The sequence below is a fragment of the Inquilinus sp. genome (genome assembly GCF_057815775.1).
Genome location: NZ_JBYRFX010000275.1, coordinates 1 through 17334, shown reverse-complemented (window position 1 = coordinate 17334; position 17334 = coordinate 1). Strand labels below are relative to the sequence as shown.

At 69.1% G+C, this 17334-nt stretch carries 12 protein-coding genes; 9 read left to right on the top strand and 3 right to left on the bottom strand.

From position 1 onward, the window contains the following. Positions 1 to 101: 101 nt before the first annotated feature. Positions 102 to 6155: an AAA family ATPase gene (locus tag AC3XYG_RS09775; protein WP_489139632.1), complete on the top strand. Its 6054-nt coding sequence runs from the start codon at positions 102 to 104 to the stop codon at positions 6153 to 6155. On the opposite strand, the gene AC3XYG_RS09770 is transcribed toward AC3XYG_RS09775, so the two are convergent. Then, complete coding sequence (locus tag AC3XYG_RS09770; RefSeq protein WP_489139631.1) at positions 6119 to 6868, bottom strand: response regulator; 750 nt, start codon at positions 6866 to 6868, stop codon at positions 6119 to 6121. The two genes, AC3XYG_RS09775 and AC3XYG_RS09770, sit on opposite strands and share 37 nt — an antisense overlap. A gap of 252 nt (positions 6869 to 7120) precedes the next feature. Here AC3XYG_RS09770 and AC3XYG_RS09765 point away from each other — a divergent pair, with 252 nt between their 5' ends. The 6 genes from AC3XYG_RS09765 (at position 7121) to AC3XYG_RS09740 (ending at position 14850) form a co-directional block, all read left to right on the top strand. After that, complete coding sequence (locus AC3XYG_RS09765; RefSeq protein ID WP_489139630.1) at positions 7121 to 8695, top strand: flavin monoamine oxidase family protein; 1575 nt, start codon at positions 7121 to 7123, stop codon at positions 8693 to 8695. Positions 8696 to 8747: 52 nt separating this feature from the next. Continuing rightward, a complete protein-coding gene (locus AC3XYG_RS09760) occupies positions 8748 to 10361 on the top strand; it encodes a flavin monoamine oxidase family protein (RefSeq protein ID WP_489139629.1) in 1614 nt (537 codons plus the stop codon). 34 nt (positions 10362 to 10395) lie between these two features. Beyond that, positions 10396 to 12189: a thiamine pyrophosphate-binding protein gene (locus tag AC3XYG_RS09755; protein WP_489139628.1), complete on the top strand. Its 1794-nt coding sequence runs from the start codon at positions 10396 to 10398 to the stop codon at positions 12187 to 12189. Between the two features lie 45 nt (positions 12190 to 12234). Beyond that, entirely contained in the window at positions 12235 to 13263 is a 1029-nt protein-coding gene (locus AC3XYG_RS09750; RefSeq protein ID WP_489139627.1) for a 3-oxoacyl-[acyl-carrier-protein] synthase III C-terminal domain-containing protein, read from the top strand. Between the two features lie 388 nt (positions 13264 to 13651). Beyond that, positions 13652 to 14404: a hypothetical protein gene (locus tag AC3XYG_RS09745; RefSeq protein WP_489139626.1), complete on the top strand. Its 753-nt coding sequence runs from the start codon at positions 13652 to 13654 to the stop codon at positions 14402 to 14404. A 98-nt stretch (positions 14405 to 14502) separates the two neighbouring features. After that, positions 14503 to 14850: a hypothetical protein gene (locus tag AC3XYG_RS09740; protein WP_489139625.1), complete on the top strand. Its 348-nt coding sequence runs from the start codon at positions 14503 to 14505 to the stop codon at positions 14848 to 14850. Between the two features lie 9 nt (positions 14851 to 14859). On the opposite strand, the gene AC3XYG_RS09735 is transcribed toward AC3XYG_RS09740, so the two are convergent. Next, positions 14860 to 15414 (bottom strand): TetR/AcrR family transcriptional regulator, encoded by a 555-nt coding sequence (locus AC3XYG_RS09735; RefSeq protein WP_489139624.1) that lies wholly within the window; start codon positions 15412 to 15414, stop codon positions 14860 to 14862. Between the two features lie 155 nt (positions 15415 to 15569). Between AC3XYG_RS09735 and AC3XYG_RS09730 the strand changes: the two genes are divergently transcribed. Both AC3XYG_RS09730 and AC3XYG_RS09725 read left to right on the top strand, forming a co-directional pair. Further along, entirely contained in the window at positions 15570 to 16283 is a 714-nt protein-coding gene (locus AC3XYG_RS09730; RefSeq protein WP_489139623.1) for an SDR family oxidoreductase, read from the top strand. A 262-nt stretch (positions 16284 to 16545) separates the two neighbouring features. Next, positions 16546 to 16944 carry a RidA family protein gene (locus AC3XYG_RS09725; RefSeq protein ID WP_489139645.1) on the top strand — a complete coding sequence of 133 codons (399 nt, stop codon included), beginning with the start codon at positions 16546 to 16548 and terminating at the stop codon, positions 16942 to 16944. Here the strand turns inward: AC3XYG_RS09725 and AC3XYG_RS09720 are convergent. Then, positions 16932 to 17141 (bottom strand): helix-turn-helix domain-containing protein, encoded by a 210-nt coding sequence (locus AC3XYG_RS09720; RefSeq protein WP_489139622.1) that lies wholly within the window; start codon positions 17139 to 17141, stop codon positions 16932 to 16934. The two genes, AC3XYG_RS09725 and AC3XYG_RS09720, sit on opposite strands and share 13 nt — an antisense overlap. Positions 17142 to 17334 lie beyond the last annotated feature (193 nt).

Here is a 17334-nt window from a genome sequence, read left to right as displayed (position 1 = left end):
AGAATTTCGGTCCCGGCCGTCGATCGACGGGGATTTTGACAGGTTCGAATTGGTATAGGGTGCTCGACGCAGGGCCTGTCCTGCCCGGGGAGACAGAAACCGTGCCGGACGTGTCCTACCGCACCAGCCGCCGCGAGGTGATCCACCGCACACCCGTCACCACGGTGGCGCGGGCGGTGCTGGAGGAGAACGGCCGGCCGGTGATCCTGAAGCAGGGCCATGGCGAGTCGGTTGTCAGCCTGGCAGACCGGCTGCGGCGCGAACACAACATGCTGTCGCGCTTCGACTCCGACCTCGTCGTCCGGCCCGTCGCCCTGCAGACCGACGGCCCCGACGGACCGGCCCTGATCCTCGAGGATATCGGCGGCGTGGCGCTGTCGGCCTGGATCGCCAACGCCCCCGCGGACCTGGCTGGCCGGATCGCCATCGCCGCGGCCCTGGCCCATGGCCTGGCCCATGTGCATGAACACAGCGTGCTGCATGGCGACCTTTCCGCCCACAACATCGTCATCAACCCGGGGAATCACCGGATCAACCTGATCGATTTCGGCGGCGCCGTGATCCTGGGTCGCCGCGAATCGATCCCCGCCGAGGCCCTGGCGGCGGTGATGGACCTGACCGCCGTCGCCCCCGAACGCACCGGCCGGATGAACCGCCCGGTCGACCATCGCGCCGACCTCTATTCGCTCGGCGCCGTGCTGTACCAGCTGTTCGCCGGCCGGCCGCCCTTCATCGGCACGGAGCGGCTGGAGCTGCTGCACGCCCACCTGGCCCAGCGGGCGGCGTCGCTGGACACGCTGCTGCCGGACTTCCCGCCGGTGCTGGCGGAGATCGTGGCGACGCTGTTGATGAAGGAGGCGACGGCCCGCTATCGCAGCGCCGCCGACCTGGCCGAGGATCTGGACCGCTGCCGCGCCGGCTTCGAACCCGCCGGGCCGGCCGGCGGCCGCATCGCCGCCTTCCCGCTGACGGCGGGCCTGGACGGCCAGGCCGCCGTCGACAACGCGATCCTGTATGGCAGGGCGGCGCCGCTGGCGGCGCTGCAGGAGGTGTTCGAGGCGGCCCGTGCCGGCCGCACCGGCTTCGTCCTGGTCACCGGCGCCCCCGGCATCGGCAAGACCACCCTGGCCGACGCCCTGCGCGACCATGTGGCCGAGGCTGGCGGCCGCTTCGCCGCCGGCAAGTTCGAGCAGCAGCAGCGCGACGTGCCCTATCTCGGCCTCGCCCAGGGCTTCGCCGGGCTGGTCCGCAGCGTGCTGACAGAGCCCGACGCCGCGGTTGCCGCCTGGCGCACCGCGCTGCTCGACCGGCTGGGCCGCAGCGCCGGCGTGCTGGCCGAGCTGGTCCCCGGGGTCGACCGGCTGATCGGGCCGCAGCCGCCGGTGGCGACGCTGGCCCCAGCCGAGGCCGGGCACCGGCTGGCCCAGGTGGTGCGCGACCTGGTCGCGGTGTTCGCCACGCCGGACCAGCCGATGGTCCTGATGCTCGACGACCTGCAATGGGCGGATGCGGCCAGCCTCGAGCTGCTCGGCCCGATCTGCGCCGCTGCCCCGGCCGGCGGGCTGCTGCTGATCGGCACCTGCCGCGATGAGGTGGCCGAGGCCGGCCCGGCCCTGCACGCCACGCTGACCGCGCTAGACACCCAGATCGGCGGACTGCGCCGCATCGCGCTGCAACCGCTGGCGCCCGAGGACATCGAGGCGATGCTGGTCACGGCCCATCGCGGCCGGCCGGAGCAGGCGGCGGTCGCCGCCGCCCTGGTGCATGCCAAGACCCTGGGCAACCCGCTGTTCGCACGCCAGTTGCTGGGCCATCTGCGCGAGACCGGGGCGATCGGCCCCGCCGGCAGCTGGGATCCGGACCAGATTGCCCGGGTCGAGGCGACGGACAATGTGATCGACTTCCTGGCCGGCCGCATCGCGCACCTGCCGGCGGAGCGGCGGGGCGTCGTGGCCACCAGCGCCTGCCTCGGCATGCAGGTCGATGCCGGCCTGCTGGGCGCCCTGCTCGACCTCGACCCGGCGGGGCTGCGGCGGATCCTCGACGACGTCGTGGCGGAAGGCCTGATGGTCAGCCGCGACGGCGACATCGGCTTCGCCCATGACCGGATCCGCGAAGCCGCCTATCGCCTGGCCCCCGACCCCGCCGCGCTGCACCGCCGGATCGCCCTGCTGCTGCTGGAGCGGACCGAGAAGACGGGCCGGCCGGCGGCCGCCTTCACCATCGCCCGGCACCTCAATGCCGCCGGCGACCTGGCCGACGATCCGGCGCTGCGGGCCCGTTGCGCCGAGATCAACTTGATGGCCGCGCGGCAGGCCCGCGCTGCCGCCGCCTTCGGCTCGGCCCGCGACTATGCCGAGACCGGGCTGCGCCTGACCGACCCGGGCTTCTGGGACACGCGCTACGACGACATCGCCGAAGCCGCGCTGCTGCTGGCCGAATGCCGGATGCTGACCCAGGATCATGCCGTCTTCGACCATGAGGTCGACCGGCTGGCCGCGCGGCTGAAGGACGATGAGCGTCGGCTGCAATTGGCCATGCTGCATCTGCTGTCGCTCGACGCCCGGGCGATGAGCGTCGAGGCGATCGAGGTCGGCCGCCGGGCGCTGCAGCTGGTCGGGGTCGACCTGCCGGCAACGGCGGAGGCGCAGGGCGCTGCCGTGGGCGTCGAATTCGCGGAATTCCAGCGGCTGATGGCCGGCCGGCCGGCCGAGGCATTGCTGGACCTGCCGCCGCTGCGCGACCGCCGCCTGGCCCCGGCAATGCAGATCCTGTTCCGCCTGGCCCCGGACGCGCACAACACGCTGCAGCCGGCGCTGTTCGCGCTGATGGCGCTGCGCAACGCCAACCTGATGCTGCAGCATGGCATCGACGCACTGGCGCCCGGCATCATCGTCACCCTGGCCCTGACCCTGCGCGGCATGACCGGCGACAGCGTCCTGCCCGATGCCCTCGGCCGCACCGCCATCACCCTCGATGCACGGCTGGGCCATCCGCTGACGGCGAGCGTGACCTTCGTCTACACCTATTTCCTGCAGCATTGGCTGCATCCGCTGGAGAACTCGCTGCAGCTCAATCTCGACGGCATCCGCGCCGGCTTCGAGATGGGCGACCTGCAGTTCGGCGCCTACCACGCCGCCACCTATGTCATCCATCTCCTGTGCAATGGCGGGGCGCTGGCCGAGGTCGTCCGCATCGGCGCGGAGCATCGGCGGCTGATCGGCCAGCAGAACCGGACGGCCGCCGGGCATTGCCAGATCCAGATCGACTTCGCCGAGGCCCTGATGGGCCGGACCGCCGCGCCGACCAGCCTGATGTACGACCGGGTGCCGGACGAGGCCGAAGAAGAGGTGTATCTGCAGGCGCTGGATTACCAGGAGCGCGGCTATCACCTGGCCCGCCGGCTGCAGCTCGCCGTGCTGTTCCGGGATGTCGATGCATCCCGCCGCCTCGCCGTCCTCATGCTGCAGAACATGCGCGGCGTCGCCCAGAACGTGATCGAGGCCGACACCGTCACCTTCCTGCTGCTGGCCGCGCTGATGGAGAAGGACGACCGCGGCGACACCTTCGCGGCGCAGCGCGACCAGCTGCGGGCTTGGAGCGAGCTGAACCCACACAATTTCGGCACCATGCACAGCCTGGTCGAGGCGGAGCTGGCGCGGGCCGAGGACCGGGCCGGCGATGCCCTGCGGCTGTATGGCGACGCCATCCGCCGGGCGGAGGCCGGCAAGGTGACCCACTACGCCGCCCTGGCCCATGAATGCGCCGGCCGCTGCTGCCTGGGGCTGGGCACCGAAATCGCCGGCATGGCCCATCTGCGCGAGGCCGCGGCGCTGTACGGCTATTGGGGGGCCTCGACCAAGGTCGCAGCGCTGGAGCAGGAGTTCCCGCGCCGGGCCGTGCGGTCCCGCATCGGCCGCGCCTCGCTGCGCGATGCCAGCACCGCCGCCGGCGAGGACGATATCGATTTCCGCGCGGTGCTGCGGGCGGCGCACACGATTTCGCGCGAGATCGACCTGCGCCAGCTGATGAGCCGAGTCCTTGGCGCCATCCAGGACAGCGCCGGCGCATCCTATGGCGTGCTGGTGCTGCGGCGCGAGGACGGCCTGCATGTCGAGGCGATCGGGCGCGACCGCGAGGTTTCGGCCTTCACCGACGGCGAGCCCGAGCGGCTGGAGGACAGCACGGCCGTGCCGCAATCGGTCCTGTCCTATGTGCTGCGGACGCGCGAAGCACTGGTGCTGGACAACGCCCAGCATTCGCCCGAATTCTTGCGGGATCCTTACATCCGGGCCCACCGCGTCGCCTCGATCCTGTGCGCACCGCTGGACGAACGCGGCCAGGTCGACGGGCTGATCTATCTGGAGAACAACCTCGCCGCCGGAGTCTTCAGCGCGCGCCGGCTGGAGGTGGTGCAGGTCCTGGCCGCCCAGGCGGCGATCGCGCTGGCCAATGCCCGGCTGTTCACCGCCCTGGATGGCGCCCGCACCGAGCTGCTGCAGGCCAATGAAGGACTCGAGCAGAAGGTGACCGAGCGGACGGCAGAACTCGCCGCCGCCCGCAACCGCGCCGTCACCAAGGAGCGGGAGGCGCGCCGGGCGAAACGCGCGGCCGAGGTCGCCAACCAGGCCAAGTCGCGCTTCCTGGCCGTGGTCAGCCACGAGATCCGGACGCCGATGAACGGCGTGCTGGGCATGCTGCAGATCCTGGATCGCGACCGGCTGGCGGACGAACAGCGCCGCTACCTCGAAATCGCCGAGGACTCCGGCAAGTCGCTGCTCGAACTGATCGACGGCATCCTGGATTATGCCCGGCTGGAGAGCAGCCAGGAGGCGCTGGATCTGCGCGATTTCGACCTGCACCGGCTGGTGGCCGATGCGGTCGAACTGATCCGCCCCCAGGTCGCGGCCAAGGGGCTGGTGCTGGATCTGTCGATCGACGCGCCGCCGGAAGCGTTCCTGCGCAGCGACCCGCGCCGCCTGGGCCGGGTGCTGATCAACCTGCTGAGCAACGCGGTGAAGTTCACCGCCGAGGGCGGCGTCACCGTCACCGTCGCGCTGGACCCGATGGCGGCGACGGCGACGCGGACGACTCTGCGGCTGGCGGTGAAGGACACCGGCATCGGCATCGCCCCCGACATGCATGAGCGGATCTTCGGCGACTTCATCCAGGCCGATTCATCGATCGCGCGGCGCTATGGCGGCACCGGCCTGGGCCTGGCGATCTGCCGGCGCATTGTCGACATGCTGGGCGGCACCCTGACGCTCGACAGCGCCGTCGGCGAAGGCAGCACCTTCCGCATGGCCGTGCCGGTGGCGCCCGGGGCCGCCCTGCCCGAACCGGTCCTGCCGGTCGCCACCGGCCCGGCCCTGTCGGTGCTGGTGGTCGACGACGACCCGATCAACCGCGCCGTGGCCGCCGGGCTGCTCGGCCGGCTGGGCCACCGCGCCACCCTGGCCGACAGCGGCCAGGCGGCGATCGAGGCGGCCGCGGCCGGCAGCTTCGATGTGGTGATGATGGATCTGCACATGCCGGGCATGGACGGGCTGGAGGCCACGCGCCGGATCCGGGCCCTGCCGGGGGATCGACCGCAGCCCCAGATCCTGGCCCTGACCGCCGATTTGACCGACGGCAGCCGACAGCGCTGCGCCCTGGCCGGGATCGAGCGCATCATCGGTAAGCCGATCCAGCTGGCGACGCTGCAGCGCATGCTGGCGGCGGTGTCCGACACCAGTCCGGTCGAGCCGCCCGCGGCACCGTCGGACCCGACCGCGCTGATCGACCAGGAGTTCTATGACGAGCGCCAGGAGATCCTGGGAACCGCCGAGCTGGCCCGGCTGGCCCTGATGTTCCACCGGGTGTCGCGCCCGCTGATCCAGGCGATCGCCGCCGCCGCCGCCACCGGCGACCGGCGCGACCTGGCCCGCCTGGCCCATCGCTTGACCAGCTCGGCCGGGGCGCTGGGCCTGGTTCGCCTCGCCCGCCACGCCGCCACCATCGAGGCCTGCGCGAACAAGGACATCCCGATCGACGGGCTGGTCGACATGACGGCGGCGCTCGCTCCCCTCCGCCTCACCTCACTGAAGGCCCTGTTGGCGGAGATGCGGCAGTCCGAGTCTCAGCCTCGCGCGTCGGTGCGGACGCCGAGCTTGTAGCCGACCCCGGTGACGGTGACGATCACCGGCTGGCCGCCGGCGGGCGGCTGCAGCTTGCGCCGCAGGCGGGCGACCAGGGCGTCCACGGTGCGGTCGCCGACCTCGGTGTCGCGGTTGCTGACCACCTCGACCAGGTAGTCGCGGCTGAGCGGCCGGCCATTGGCCTGGACCAGCGCCGCCAGCAGGTCGAATTCGCCGCGCGTGACCTTGACCGGCACGCCGTCCCGTGTCGTCAGCTCACGCCGGGTCTGGTCCAGCAGCCAGGATTCGAAGGTGATCACCGACCGCTCCCGCGCGGCGTCACGCTCAAGCCCGCGGCGGCGCAGCAGCGAGCGCGACCGGGCCAGCAGCTCGCGCAGCTTGACCGGCTTGGTGACGTAGTCGTCGCCGGCCAGTTCGAGGCCGACGATGCGGTCGATCTCGCTGTCCTTCTGGGTGACGAAGATGATGCCGACCGCACTGGTCGCGCGGATCTCCCGCGCCAGGTCGAAGCCGTCGCCATCCGGCAGCTGGATGTCGATGAACAGCAGGTCGGCCGGGCTGCGCTTCAGGGCGCGCCGGCACTCCGCGCCGGTGCCCGCCTCCTCGACCTCGAAACCCTGTTCGGCGAAATAGCGGGCGATCATCGAACGGGTCACCGGGTCGTCTTCCACCACGATCAGACGATCGCGCCGCCCCGCGGCACCCGTGCCCTCCGGCGTCATATTGCTCATCAAAATCCTGCCTGCCCGGCGACCGTCCATTACGAAGCGCAAATCGCGGATGCCATGCGAACGGCCGTTCAAATCTGGTTCACATCCCGCGCCGCGGAGCATGCTACACGAGTTGCCAGGATTCGACATCCGAGGTGTCGCAGGTTCAGGAATCGACCCATCGGATGGACCAGGATTCATAAGCATTTAGCGCAAATTATTTATAACGCAGACCGGAACTTGTCCAACCCGAGTCAGGCGAGGAGGCGAGCAATGGCCGAGCAGCAGAGCACCTATCCCCATGTCCCGGTCACGGAGATGCTGCAGCGGATCCAGAGGGACAATGCCGGGCACGGCGCCAAGCATGTCGTGATCCTGGGCGCTGGCATCGCCGGCATCGCCGCGGCCTATGAGCTGCAGCAGCTCGGCCACAGCGTCACCATCCTGGAGGGCAGCGAGCGCGTCGGCGGCCGCATCCTGACCCATCACTTCGCGGATGGCAGCTACAACGAGCTGGGGGCGATGCGCATCCCCGGCACGCATGACTACACCCATTACTACATCGGCCAGGCCGGGCTGGCCGGCCGGCTGATCCCGTTCGTGAACAGCGTCGACCAGAACTTCCTCGACATCCACGACGTGGTCTGCCGGCTGGGCGAGGACCGCGGCCGGATCTATCCGCGCTATGGCCTGCCGGAGACGGCACCCTCCCCCGCCGGGGCCTATCCACAGGATCCCGGCGGCGCCATCTTCGGCTGGGTGCTGGCCAATGCCATTGCCCCCCTGACCCCGTTCGAGCAGGACAGCCTGTTCAAGGGCGAGCTGACCACCGACCGGCTGCGCTATCTCGACAGCCTGTCGCTCGGCGCCTTCCTCGACACCGTGCTGCCGCAGCAGGTCAAGCAGCTGGTCGGCGCCTACACCAGCCTGGCGGTGTGGTTCGAGAAGGCGGTGACGATGTTCATCCGCGACACCATCGTCGACACCGGCAACAACCTGACCACGCTGCAGGGCGGCATGAGCCAGATGCCGGATCAACTGGCAGCGATGCTGCGCCCCGGCACGGTGCGGCTGGAGCATGAGGTGACGCGCATCAGCCTGACCTCGGAGACATCGGTCGAGATCGGCTTCGTCGGGCCCGAGGGGCCTCAGACCCTGACCGCGGATTACGTGCTGTGCACCCTGCCCTTCGGCGTGATGCGGCGGATGCAGCTGGACGGCTTCAGCTACCGCAAGCAGCTGTCGATCAGCCAGATGGCCTATGCGGCCTCGACCAAGGTCATCCTCGACTGCCGCGAGCGGTTCTGGCAGTCGCGCTATGGCATCTATGGCGGCGCCTCGATCTCCGACGGGCTGCAGCGCCAGACCTACTACCCGATGGACCATCTGCACGTCGAACGCGGCCCGGTGCCGCCGCAGCCCTGGGCGAATGCGCACACCGGCCCGACCCATGACGAGCGGACCGGACCGGCGCCGAATGCCGATCCCTCGATGCCGGGCGCGCTGCTCGGCGCCTATTGCTGGGGGTCGGATGCGTTGCGCCTCGGCCTGATGGAGCCGGCGGCACAGGTCGCCGCGGTGCGCCGCGGTATTTCCCGGTACCACCCGGAAATCCTGGACGACGACATGGTCGTCGACACCGCGTCGATCTGCTGGCAGTCGCACAAATGGTCGGCCGGCGCCTTCGCCTTCCTGCTGCCGGGGCAACTCGGCTCGATCTTCCTCGACGGGAAGAAGCCGGAGGGCCGGGTGTTCTTCGCCGGCGAGCACTGCTCGCTCGACCAGGCCTGGATCCAGGGTTCGCTGATCGCCTCGCTGGAGGCAGTCGACCAGATCGTGAGCATCTGACATGGCGCTCACCGCCACCGGACAAACCATTCTTCCAGACGGAGTGATGATCATGGGCAATGGGCCCGACGGCGTGCTGGACTGCGCGATCATCGGCGGCGGCATGGGCGGCGTGTACAGCGGCTGGCGGCTGGCCACCGCGCCGGACTCGCCGATCCCGGCGGGCGGCATCCACCTGTTCGAGATGAGCGACCGGATCGGCGGCCGGCTCGACACCGTGCGGCTGCCCGGCATGCCGCATGTGCCGGCCGAGCTGGGCGGCATGCGGATCATGACCTCCCAGCCGCTGGTCATGGGGCTGGTGAAGCAGCTGGGCTTCCAGCCGATCACCTTCCCCATGGGCGGCCCCCAGAACCTGGCCTATCTGCGCGCCCACCGCTTCGAGGTCGGCCAGTATGCCGATGCCGCGAAGGTGCCGTACTGGCTGACGCCGGAGGAGACCGGCAAGTCGCCGTCGCAACTGGTGGTGCAGGCGATCGAGACGATCATCCCCGGCGCCACCAAGATGACGAGTGCGGAGCTGCGCGCCGCCTGTGCCGCCGCCACCCTGAACGGCTTCCCGCTGCGCCAGCACGGCTTCTGGCAGGTGCTGCTGAACCTGCTGAGCGTCGAGGCCTACAACCTCGCCTTGGACGGCGGCGGCTTCAACACGGTGCTGACCAACTGGAACGCCGCCGAGGCCATCCCCTGGTACATGGAGGATTGGTCGATCCCGCCGGAGCAGACGCCGTATGTCAGCCTGCCCGAGGGCTACGAGGCGCTGCCCTGGCGCCTGCGCGACGAGTTCGCAGCGGCCGGCGGCCATGTCCATATGCGGCAGGAGCTGATCGCCTTCACCCGGCGCGATGACGGGCTGTATGCCGTGACCTTCCACGACCACGTCCGCCGCAAGGACCACGTGGTGCTGGCCCGCCGGCTGATCCTGGCGATGCCGCGCCGGTCGCTGGACCGCATCGCCGAGCATCCGCTGGACCGGGCCGGCCCGACCGAGTTCTTCGGCAAGCCGGGGGTGGCGGCGCTGCTGGCCACCGTCACCGGCCACGCCCTGTACAAATTCGCCCTGGCCTATCCGGAGCCCTGGTGGCACCAGCTGGGCCTGACCTCGGGCGATTCCGTCACCGACCTGCCGCTGCGCCAGATCTACTATTTCGAGACCGAGGGCGAGCAGCCGGGCGGCAATCCGAAGAACACCAATTCGCTGCTGGTCGCGGCCTACACCGACGGCATCTCGGTCGATTATTGGGAAGGCGTGCGCGACAGCGGCCCGCCCTTCGAAGTCCAGTCCAACGCCTTCGTCACCGGCGCCGAGCCGAAGCTGGACGACATCTACCGGATCAGCGCGCTGATGGTGGCCGAGGCGCATCGCCAGCTGAAGGAGGTCCATGGGGTGGCGGATGCACCGGAACCCTATGCCGCCGCCTTCCGCGACTGGGGCGATGATCCCTATGGCGGCGGCTGGCACTCCTGGAACATCGGCGTCGACACCGCTTCGGTGATGCCCCGCATCGTCAAGCCGGCGCATGGCGAGGAGGTCTATGTCTGCGGCGAATCCTATTCGACCTTCCAGGGCTGGGTCGAAGGCGCGCTGCAGACCGCCGAGATGATCCTGACCGGGCATTTCGGCATGGCCGCCCCGGACATCGCCCTCGCCTCCGTCGCCGCCTGACCTCCCGCATCCTCTTCGTCCGAAAGATCCCCGCATGCTGCAGCAGAGCACGACCTACTACCGCACCGTGACCGACCGCACCGTGTCGCAGCTGCTGCTGGACTATCTCAAGCTCGAGGATGTCCATCACATCTTCGGCATCCCCGGTGGCGGCATCATGTACCTGCTGAACGAGCTGCGGCTGCGTGAGGATGAGTTCACCTACGTCATCTGCAAGCACGAGACCGGTGCGGCCTATATGGCGGACGGGCTGCACCGGGTGACCGGGGGGCTGGGCGTCGTCCTGGTCACCACCGGCCCCGGCGCGCTCAATGCGCTGACCGGGGCGATGAACGCCCAGGCCGATCATTCCGCCGTCCTGACCATCACCGGCGAAGTCGCCGAAAGCTATTTCGGCAAGGGCTACCTGCAGCAGGGCATCGACGGCACGCTGAATGTCGATGCCGTGTACCAGGCCTCGGTCCAGTACAGCGCCATGATCGCCGACGCGAACGACTTCGGCACGCTGTTCACCCAGGCGCTGCGCGACGCGCTGTCGATCCCGTTCCGCGCCACCCATATCAGCCTGCCGGTCGACATCTCGAACACGACGCCGACCGGGCCGGTCGCCTTCCCGAAATCCTGGGAGAACTACCGCACCGTGCCGCAGGCCAGCGACCGTCGGCGCACCCGGCAGGCGCTGGAGATGCTGCTGGCGGCAAAGCGGCCGCTGATCATGCTCGGCAACGGCAACCGCTTCGCCCTGCAGGGCGAGCGGCGCGACCGGTTCATCGCCCTGGTCGAGCGCTTCGGCATTCCGGTGATGACCTCGCCCGACGGCAAGGCGCTGTTCCCGGAGAACCACCCGCTGGCGCTGCGCAACATCGGCATCGCCGGCTGCCTCTGGCCCGGCCTGTATCTCGGTGCCGCCGGTGGCGGCCCGGCCTATGATGCGCTGATGGTGATGGGTTCGGTGCTGGGCAATCTGGCCACCGGCAACTGGAACCTGGATCTGATGCCGAAGGGCCCGCTGATCCAGGTCGACGCCGACCAGGCGGTGATCGGCCGGACCTACCCGATCGAGCTCGGCATTGTCAGCGAACTCGGCCAGTTCATCGACGATCTGTGCGAGGCGGGTGACCTGCACCAGCCCGACGAAGCCGCGGTGGCAGAGCGCAAGGAGTACATCCGCTGGATCCGCGACACCCACGCCCCCTGGTATGATCCGGAGAAGCGCGACTCTCTCGCCAGCCCGATCCTGCCGCAATCGGCGATGCGGGTGATCAACGAGGTCGTGCCGTCCGGCAGCCACGTCTTCATCGACTGCGCCAATTGCGTCGGCTGGTCGCTGAACGATTTGGCGTTCGACCCGCCGACCCAGATGCACCTGTCACTCGACACCGGGCCGCTGGGCTTCGGCGTCTGCGCCGTGATCGGCGGCAAGCTGGGCGCGCCGGACCGGACCTGCATCGCGATCACCGGCGACGGTGCCTTCCTGATGCATGGCAGCGAGCTGTCGACCGCCGTGCGCTACGGCGTCGGCGCCATCTGGATCGTCATGGACAACAACGACCTGGCGATGGTCAGCCAGGGCAACGCGCATTTCTTCCCGACCCCGCCGGAGCCGACCTGGACCGATTACTACCGGCTCGGCAACCCCGACCTGGTGGCCTTTGCCAGCGGCCTCGGCGCCGACACCTGGACAGTCAACGACCCGCAGGGGCTGCGCGCCGCCCTGACCAAGGCGATCGGCCAGGCGGATCTGCGCCGGCGGCCGCAGGTGATCGTGCTGGAGATCGACCGATCGGAAGTGCCGCCCTATTACCGGACCCCGCCGCAGGCGAGCTGATGCGCGACCCAGCACCGGTGCGACCCTCTGCGGAAGGATATGCGAATGGTTGACAAGACCGCCCGGGTCAAAGGCGTCGGTTTCGCCGTACCGGACGAGATCCGCGGCAACGATGCGCCGATCTTCGACTGGATCAAGGCGAACAAGCCACCGCATTCCGACCTGTTCGCGGGCTTCGACCAGCGCCGGATCCTGGCGCCCGGCGAGACCCTCGAGACCCTGATGGCCACGGCGGCCACCCGCGCCATGGCCGATGCCGGGCTGGCGGCGGGGGATATCGATCTGCTGATCGGCGTCGCCTCGGTCTCCGACTATGTCAGCCCGAACGGGCTGGTGCAGTTGCACCAGCAGCTGGGCCTGCCGGCACGCTGCCAGGCGCTGCCGCTCGGCACCGAATTCACCATCTTCAATGACGGGCTGGTCCTGGCCGAGGCGCTGATCCGCACCGGCCGCGGCCTGCGCAACGCGCTGATCGTCTGCGGCTGCAACTGGAGCCGGCACGTCAGCTATCACGAGGCGACCTGCATCGGCGCCGCCGACGGCGCCGGCGCCGCGGTCATGGCGGTGACCGAGGACCAGGATCGCTTCGCCCTGGTCGATGTGGTGACCGACACCTACACCAAGTATTACGGCGCCATGCGTATGGCCATCCGGCAGGTCGGCCCGATTGATCCGCCGCCGCCCTATCTGCCGGAGAGCTTCACCACGCCGCTGATGTATCTCGGCGACGAAGCGGCCAAGCAGTACCAGGAATACGGCGCCAAGGTTCCACCGCGGATCGTCGACCGGCTGCTGCGGCGCAACGGCCTGGCCGCAGACGAGATCACCCTGATCGCGCACCAGGCGTCCTCGGTGCTCATCGACGCCTGGGCGGCGGCGATCAAGCCCGGCCAGTACCTGACGACCCTGACCGAATACGCCAACATGACCTCGGCCTCCGTGCCCGTGACGCTGGCGGCGCAGTATGGCGAGATCACCCGGAACAATCTGGTGCTGCTGACCATCGGCATGCAGCAGCAGACATCAGCGGTGTTGTTGCGGCGCCGCTGCGCGCAGGGGATGGTCGCCGTCTGATCCGCGGCCGTCCCCTCGCACCTCTACTCGCCCGTCCAGATCTCAGCGGGCGCAGATCCCAGCGGGCTTCGACCGGAACCGGTCGAGGCCCGTTTTCGTTCGCCCTGCCGGCATTTGCCGGTGCGGGGACGCCAGGGCGTCCGTCCCATCCGGAAAAACATTCGCATGCGAATGGCGGTTCATAATCCAGTCACAGGACTGAACATTATTGCTCTTATATAAGAACATAAGTTGCCGGAAGTAATCTGACTCCGGATCTCCTCACGAAATCGGCAACTTCCTTATCGAAGACTGCACTGGGCACTGAGCCCCCCGACCGGCCCGGGATCGTCCCGGACGGCCCGGACGACGGCCGCCGCCCAGCAAGACCGACAGAACGGAGGCTCCCATGCACAGCAGAATCGCCCTAGCGCCCCAATCCCAGCTGACCGATTGGCCCGCGCTGTTCGACGCCGCCGAGAAGCATGGCGGCATTTCCGAGGCATCGAGCCAGGCGATCGGCCCGGCCGACGCCGTCTTCCAGGCGATGTACCTGGATCTCGACGCCATCCAGGAGGCGCTGCTGGCCGCGGACCGGGAGCCTGCCGCGGTCACCGTCTACGCCGATGTGCTGAACATTCCCCCGGGATTCGACTGGACGCTGCAGCACACCGCGCTGCTGATCGTGGCCCGGCGCATCCAGTCGCCCGGCTACGCCACCATCAGCCTCGACTATCGCGGCGGCTCGGCGGCCAGCCTGACGGTGTTCGCCGACGAGATCGACGGCAGGTTCCAGGCCATCGCCCTGACCGCGCATGACGGGCCGCAACCGGCGGTGTTCATCTTTGACGCCCCGCCGGCGACGGGCGGGGTGCAGATCCGCCTGGTGGCCAGCGGGCCGACTGAGGCGCCGCTGGATCGGGCCGGGGGCTTGCCCGCCCGGCCGGCCACGGCGCTGGAGCAGGCGCTGCGGATGGAATTCGTCTTCGCCGCGCTGCTGCGCGACCAGGACCCGCACCTGGCCCTGGCGATGTTCGACTGGGTCAAGTCCTGGCCCGGCGCCACCCGGATCATCCGGGAATTCGACGACAGCGTCATTGCGCAGACCAGCGCATCCCGCGCGGCGCTGATCCCCTTCCGGGCCATGGCGGCGACCGGCTGAGGCAGGCCACCATCCCTCCGGCGTGCCCGGGATCTGCGCAACCGCAAACACCCGGGCGCAGACACCCGGGCTCCCGCCACCCGAGCAGGAGATGCATCATGGGATTCTATCAGCCGGAGCCGTTCGACACCGCCAGCGCCAGCTTCATCCAGCGGCCCAACGGCTTCGGCGTGTTCCTGGTCGAGGTCCAGGGCAATGCCCCGAACTATACCGCCGGCCTGACGCTGGTGCGCGACGCCCATTGGGTCGGCGGCCTGAAGATCGACGTGATGGGCTGGACCGGCCCGCTCGGGCAGGGCACGGCGCCCTATACCGTCAAGGGCAGCTTCCCCGGCCAGTATGTGCCGCAGATCGTCATCGCCGGCGCCAACGGCGAACGGCTGATCCCGGTCAAGGCGATCTCGGCGGAAGACAGCGACAGCTTCGTCCAGCGCCTGGCCGGCTGACCGCGCCGGCTACAGGCCCGCCCGGGCCTGCGCCAGGATCTCGTCCGACAGCGCGGGGTCGTCGACCGCGCGCGCCAGGACCATTGCGCCGACCATGGTGGCGACCATCCGGACGGCGTCCGCCCGGGCATCGCCCTTCTTGCGGTTCGGCCGGACTTTGGAAGAGAGGACGTCCAGGATGTTCCTGACATGCCGGGTGAACACGCCCTTCGCCAACGGGGCGCGGACCACCTCGCCGGCCAGGGCGGCCATGACGCAGCCCTGGTCCCGGTTGTCCCGGTGCTCGGGCGACAGATAGGTCTCCACCAGCTTCCGCCGGGCCGGTTCCGAATCTGCCGCCGTCACGAATTCGTGCATCATCGCCGCCATCGCGCGATCGATACTCTCGGCGATCAGCGCGTCCTTGGATGCGAAGTGGTTGTAGAACGGCCCGTGCGTCAGCTCCGCCGCCTTCATGATCTCGGGCACGCTCACCCCGTTGAGCCCCCGCTCCCGGAACAGCTTCGACGCTTCCTGCAGGATCCGCTCATGGCGGGCGGCCGTGTCCGCAGCCGGATATCTCATCGTGTCCTCACAAAAAGACCTTGACGCTAAGCATGATGATCATCATGTTTGGCGTCAAGCATGATGACCATCATGCTTGATATGCTTACACCCGCCGCTGCACGAGGGCGTACCCTGTGCGGGCCAGGCAGCACCGGCCAAAAGGACTATTTAAAATGGATATCAAGGGATCGGTCGTTCTCGTCTCGGGCGCCAATCGCGGCCTGGGCCTGGCCTTCGCCCGCGAGGCGCTGGCCCGCGGTGCTGCCAAGGTCTATGCCGGCATGCGCAACACCGCCGGCTTCGATGAGCCCGGGCTGGTGCCGGTGCAGCTCGACGTCACCGACGCCCAATCGGTCGCCAAGGCCGCCGCGGCCCTGCAGGACGTCACGCTCCTGGTCAACAATGCCGGCATCGGCGCGCTGAGCGACGGCCCGCTGGACCCGGAGCTGCAGGCGCAGACCCTCCGCCTCCTCGACACCAACCTCTTCGGCATCGTCCGCCTCTCCCAGGCCTTTGCCCCGACCCTCGGCCGCAACCGGCCCGGCGCCATCATCGACGTGCTGTCCAACGCCTCATGGGTGCCGGTGCCGATGCTGACCGCCTATGCCATCACCAAGGCCGCGGCCTGGAGCTTCACCAACCATCTGCGGCTTCAGTTGCAGGAGCAGGGCACCCAGGTGCTGGGCATGCATGTCGGCTTCATCGACACCGACCTGACCAAGGGCGTGGATGTCCCGAAGAGCAGCCCGGTCGACGTCGTGCGGCGGACTTACGACGCGCTGGCGGCCGGCAAGAACGAGGTCATGGCCGATGAGGGCACGGGGGCGCTGAAGCGGTCCCTGTCCGCCGACCTGCCGGGCTATATCGATCCGGCTTCGCTTGCCTGAGATGATACCGGCGCCGCTCGCAAGGGCGGCGCCGGCCCATCGCCACCCTCTCCCAAGATACATACGCAGCGTATATTTGTTGACATACGCACCGTATGTATCCGATACATCGACATACGGGACGTATGTCGATGACTGTCCCGGACACCAGAGCGCAGCGGACCCGAAGCCCTGAAACCGGCAACTCTCTTCACCGTTTCCGGTGATGCGAGGCCGTGACGGTTGCGAGGCCTGCTGCCTTGTATGGATTGGGAGAGAGATGATGGCCAAACGCGATGCAGTCTTCCCTGCCGGCCGGCAGGCGCTCTACGAGATCTACAGCTATTCGGCGGCGATCCGCTCGGGCGACTTCCTGTTCGTTGCGGGCCAGGTCGGCAGCCACGAGGATGGGTCGCCGGAGCCGGTCTTCGAAAAGCAGGTCCAGCTTGCCTTCGACAATCTGAAGGCCGTGCTGAAGGCCGCCGGCTGCACCTTCGACGACGTCGTCGACGTGACCACCTTCCACACCGACCCCAGCACGCAATGGGACACCTTCGCCGCCATCCGCCTGAAGGAGATCGGCGAAGCGCCCTATCCGAACTGGACCGCGGTGGGCGTGAACTGGCTGGCGGGCTTCGATTTCGAGATCAAGGTCATCGCGCGCCTGCCTCAGTCCGCCTGATCGATCAGCCCCGGCCCGGCGCGCCGCATCGCCGGGCGCCCGGTCCGGGGCCGGTCGAACAGCCCCCAGAGCCCGTGACGCACGAACCGCCGCCGCCAGCGCCCGACACAATGCTCCTCCAGCTGCAGGCGGCCGGAAATGGTCCGGTTGCTGAGCCCCTGCGCGGCCAGGAGCACAATGGCGGCGCGTCTTGCCATCCCATACTGCCGGGCAGCGCTGCCGATGAGGCGGTCCAACGTGCAGCGTTCTGCGGGCGACAGGGCGATCGGCTCAGCCTTCCCATGCGGCATCGGGTGACTTTCCTGAACGGTGGAGGCCCGGCGCCTAGCCGGTCATATCAGGCGCCGGATCGGCCTGATGCAGGTCCCGCGTCATCGCCACCAGGCGGTC

Excerpts from the sequence above, each read along its gene's own strand:
- AC3XYG_RS09755 (WP_489139628.1), top strand. The coding sequence starts at position 10,396 with ATGCTGCAGCAGAGCACGACCTACTACCGCACCGTGACCGACCGCACC.
- AC3XYG_RS09730 (WP_489139623.1), top strand. The coding sequence starts at position 15,570 with ATGGATATCAAGGGATCGGTCGTTCTCGTCTCGGGCGCCAATCGCGGC.
- AC3XYG_RS09740 (WP_489139625.1), top strand. The coding sequence starts at position 14,503 with ATGGGATTCTATCAGCCGGAGCCGTTCGACACCGCCAGCGCCAGCTTC.
- AC3XYG_RS09735 (WP_489139624.1), bottom strand. The coding sequence starts at position 15,414 with ATGAGATATCCGGCTGCGGACACGGCCGCCCGCCATGAGCGGATCCTG.
- AC3XYG_RS09750 (WP_489139627.1), top strand. The coding sequence starts at position 12,235 with ATGGTTGACAAGACCGCCCGGGTCAAAGGCGTCGGTTTCGCCGTACCG.
- AC3XYG_RS09745 (WP_489139626.1), top strand. The coding sequence starts at position 13,652 with ATGCACAGCAGAATCGCCCTAGCGCCCCAATCCCAGCTGACCGATTGG.
- AC3XYG_RS09760 (WP_489139629.1), top strand. The coding sequence starts at position 8,748 with ATGGGCAATGGGCCCGACGGCGTGCTGGACTGCGCGATCATCGGCGGC.
- AC3XYG_RS09725 (WP_489139645.1), top strand. The coding sequence starts at position 16,546 with ATGGCCAAACGCGATGCAGTCTTCCCTGCCGGCCGGCAGGCGCTCTAC.
- AC3XYG_RS09720 (WP_489139622.1), bottom strand. The coding sequence starts at position 17,141 with ATGGCAAGACGCGCCGCCATTGTGCTCCTGGCCGCGCAGGGGCTCAGC.
- AC3XYG_RS09765 (WP_489139630.1), top strand. The coding sequence starts at position 7,121 with ATGGCCGAGCAGCAGAGCACCTATCCCCATGTCCCGGTCACGGAGATG.
- AC3XYG_RS09770 (WP_489139631.1), bottom strand. The coding sequence starts at position 6,868 with ATGAGCAATATGACGCCGGAGGGCACGGGTGCCGCGGGGCGGCGCGAT.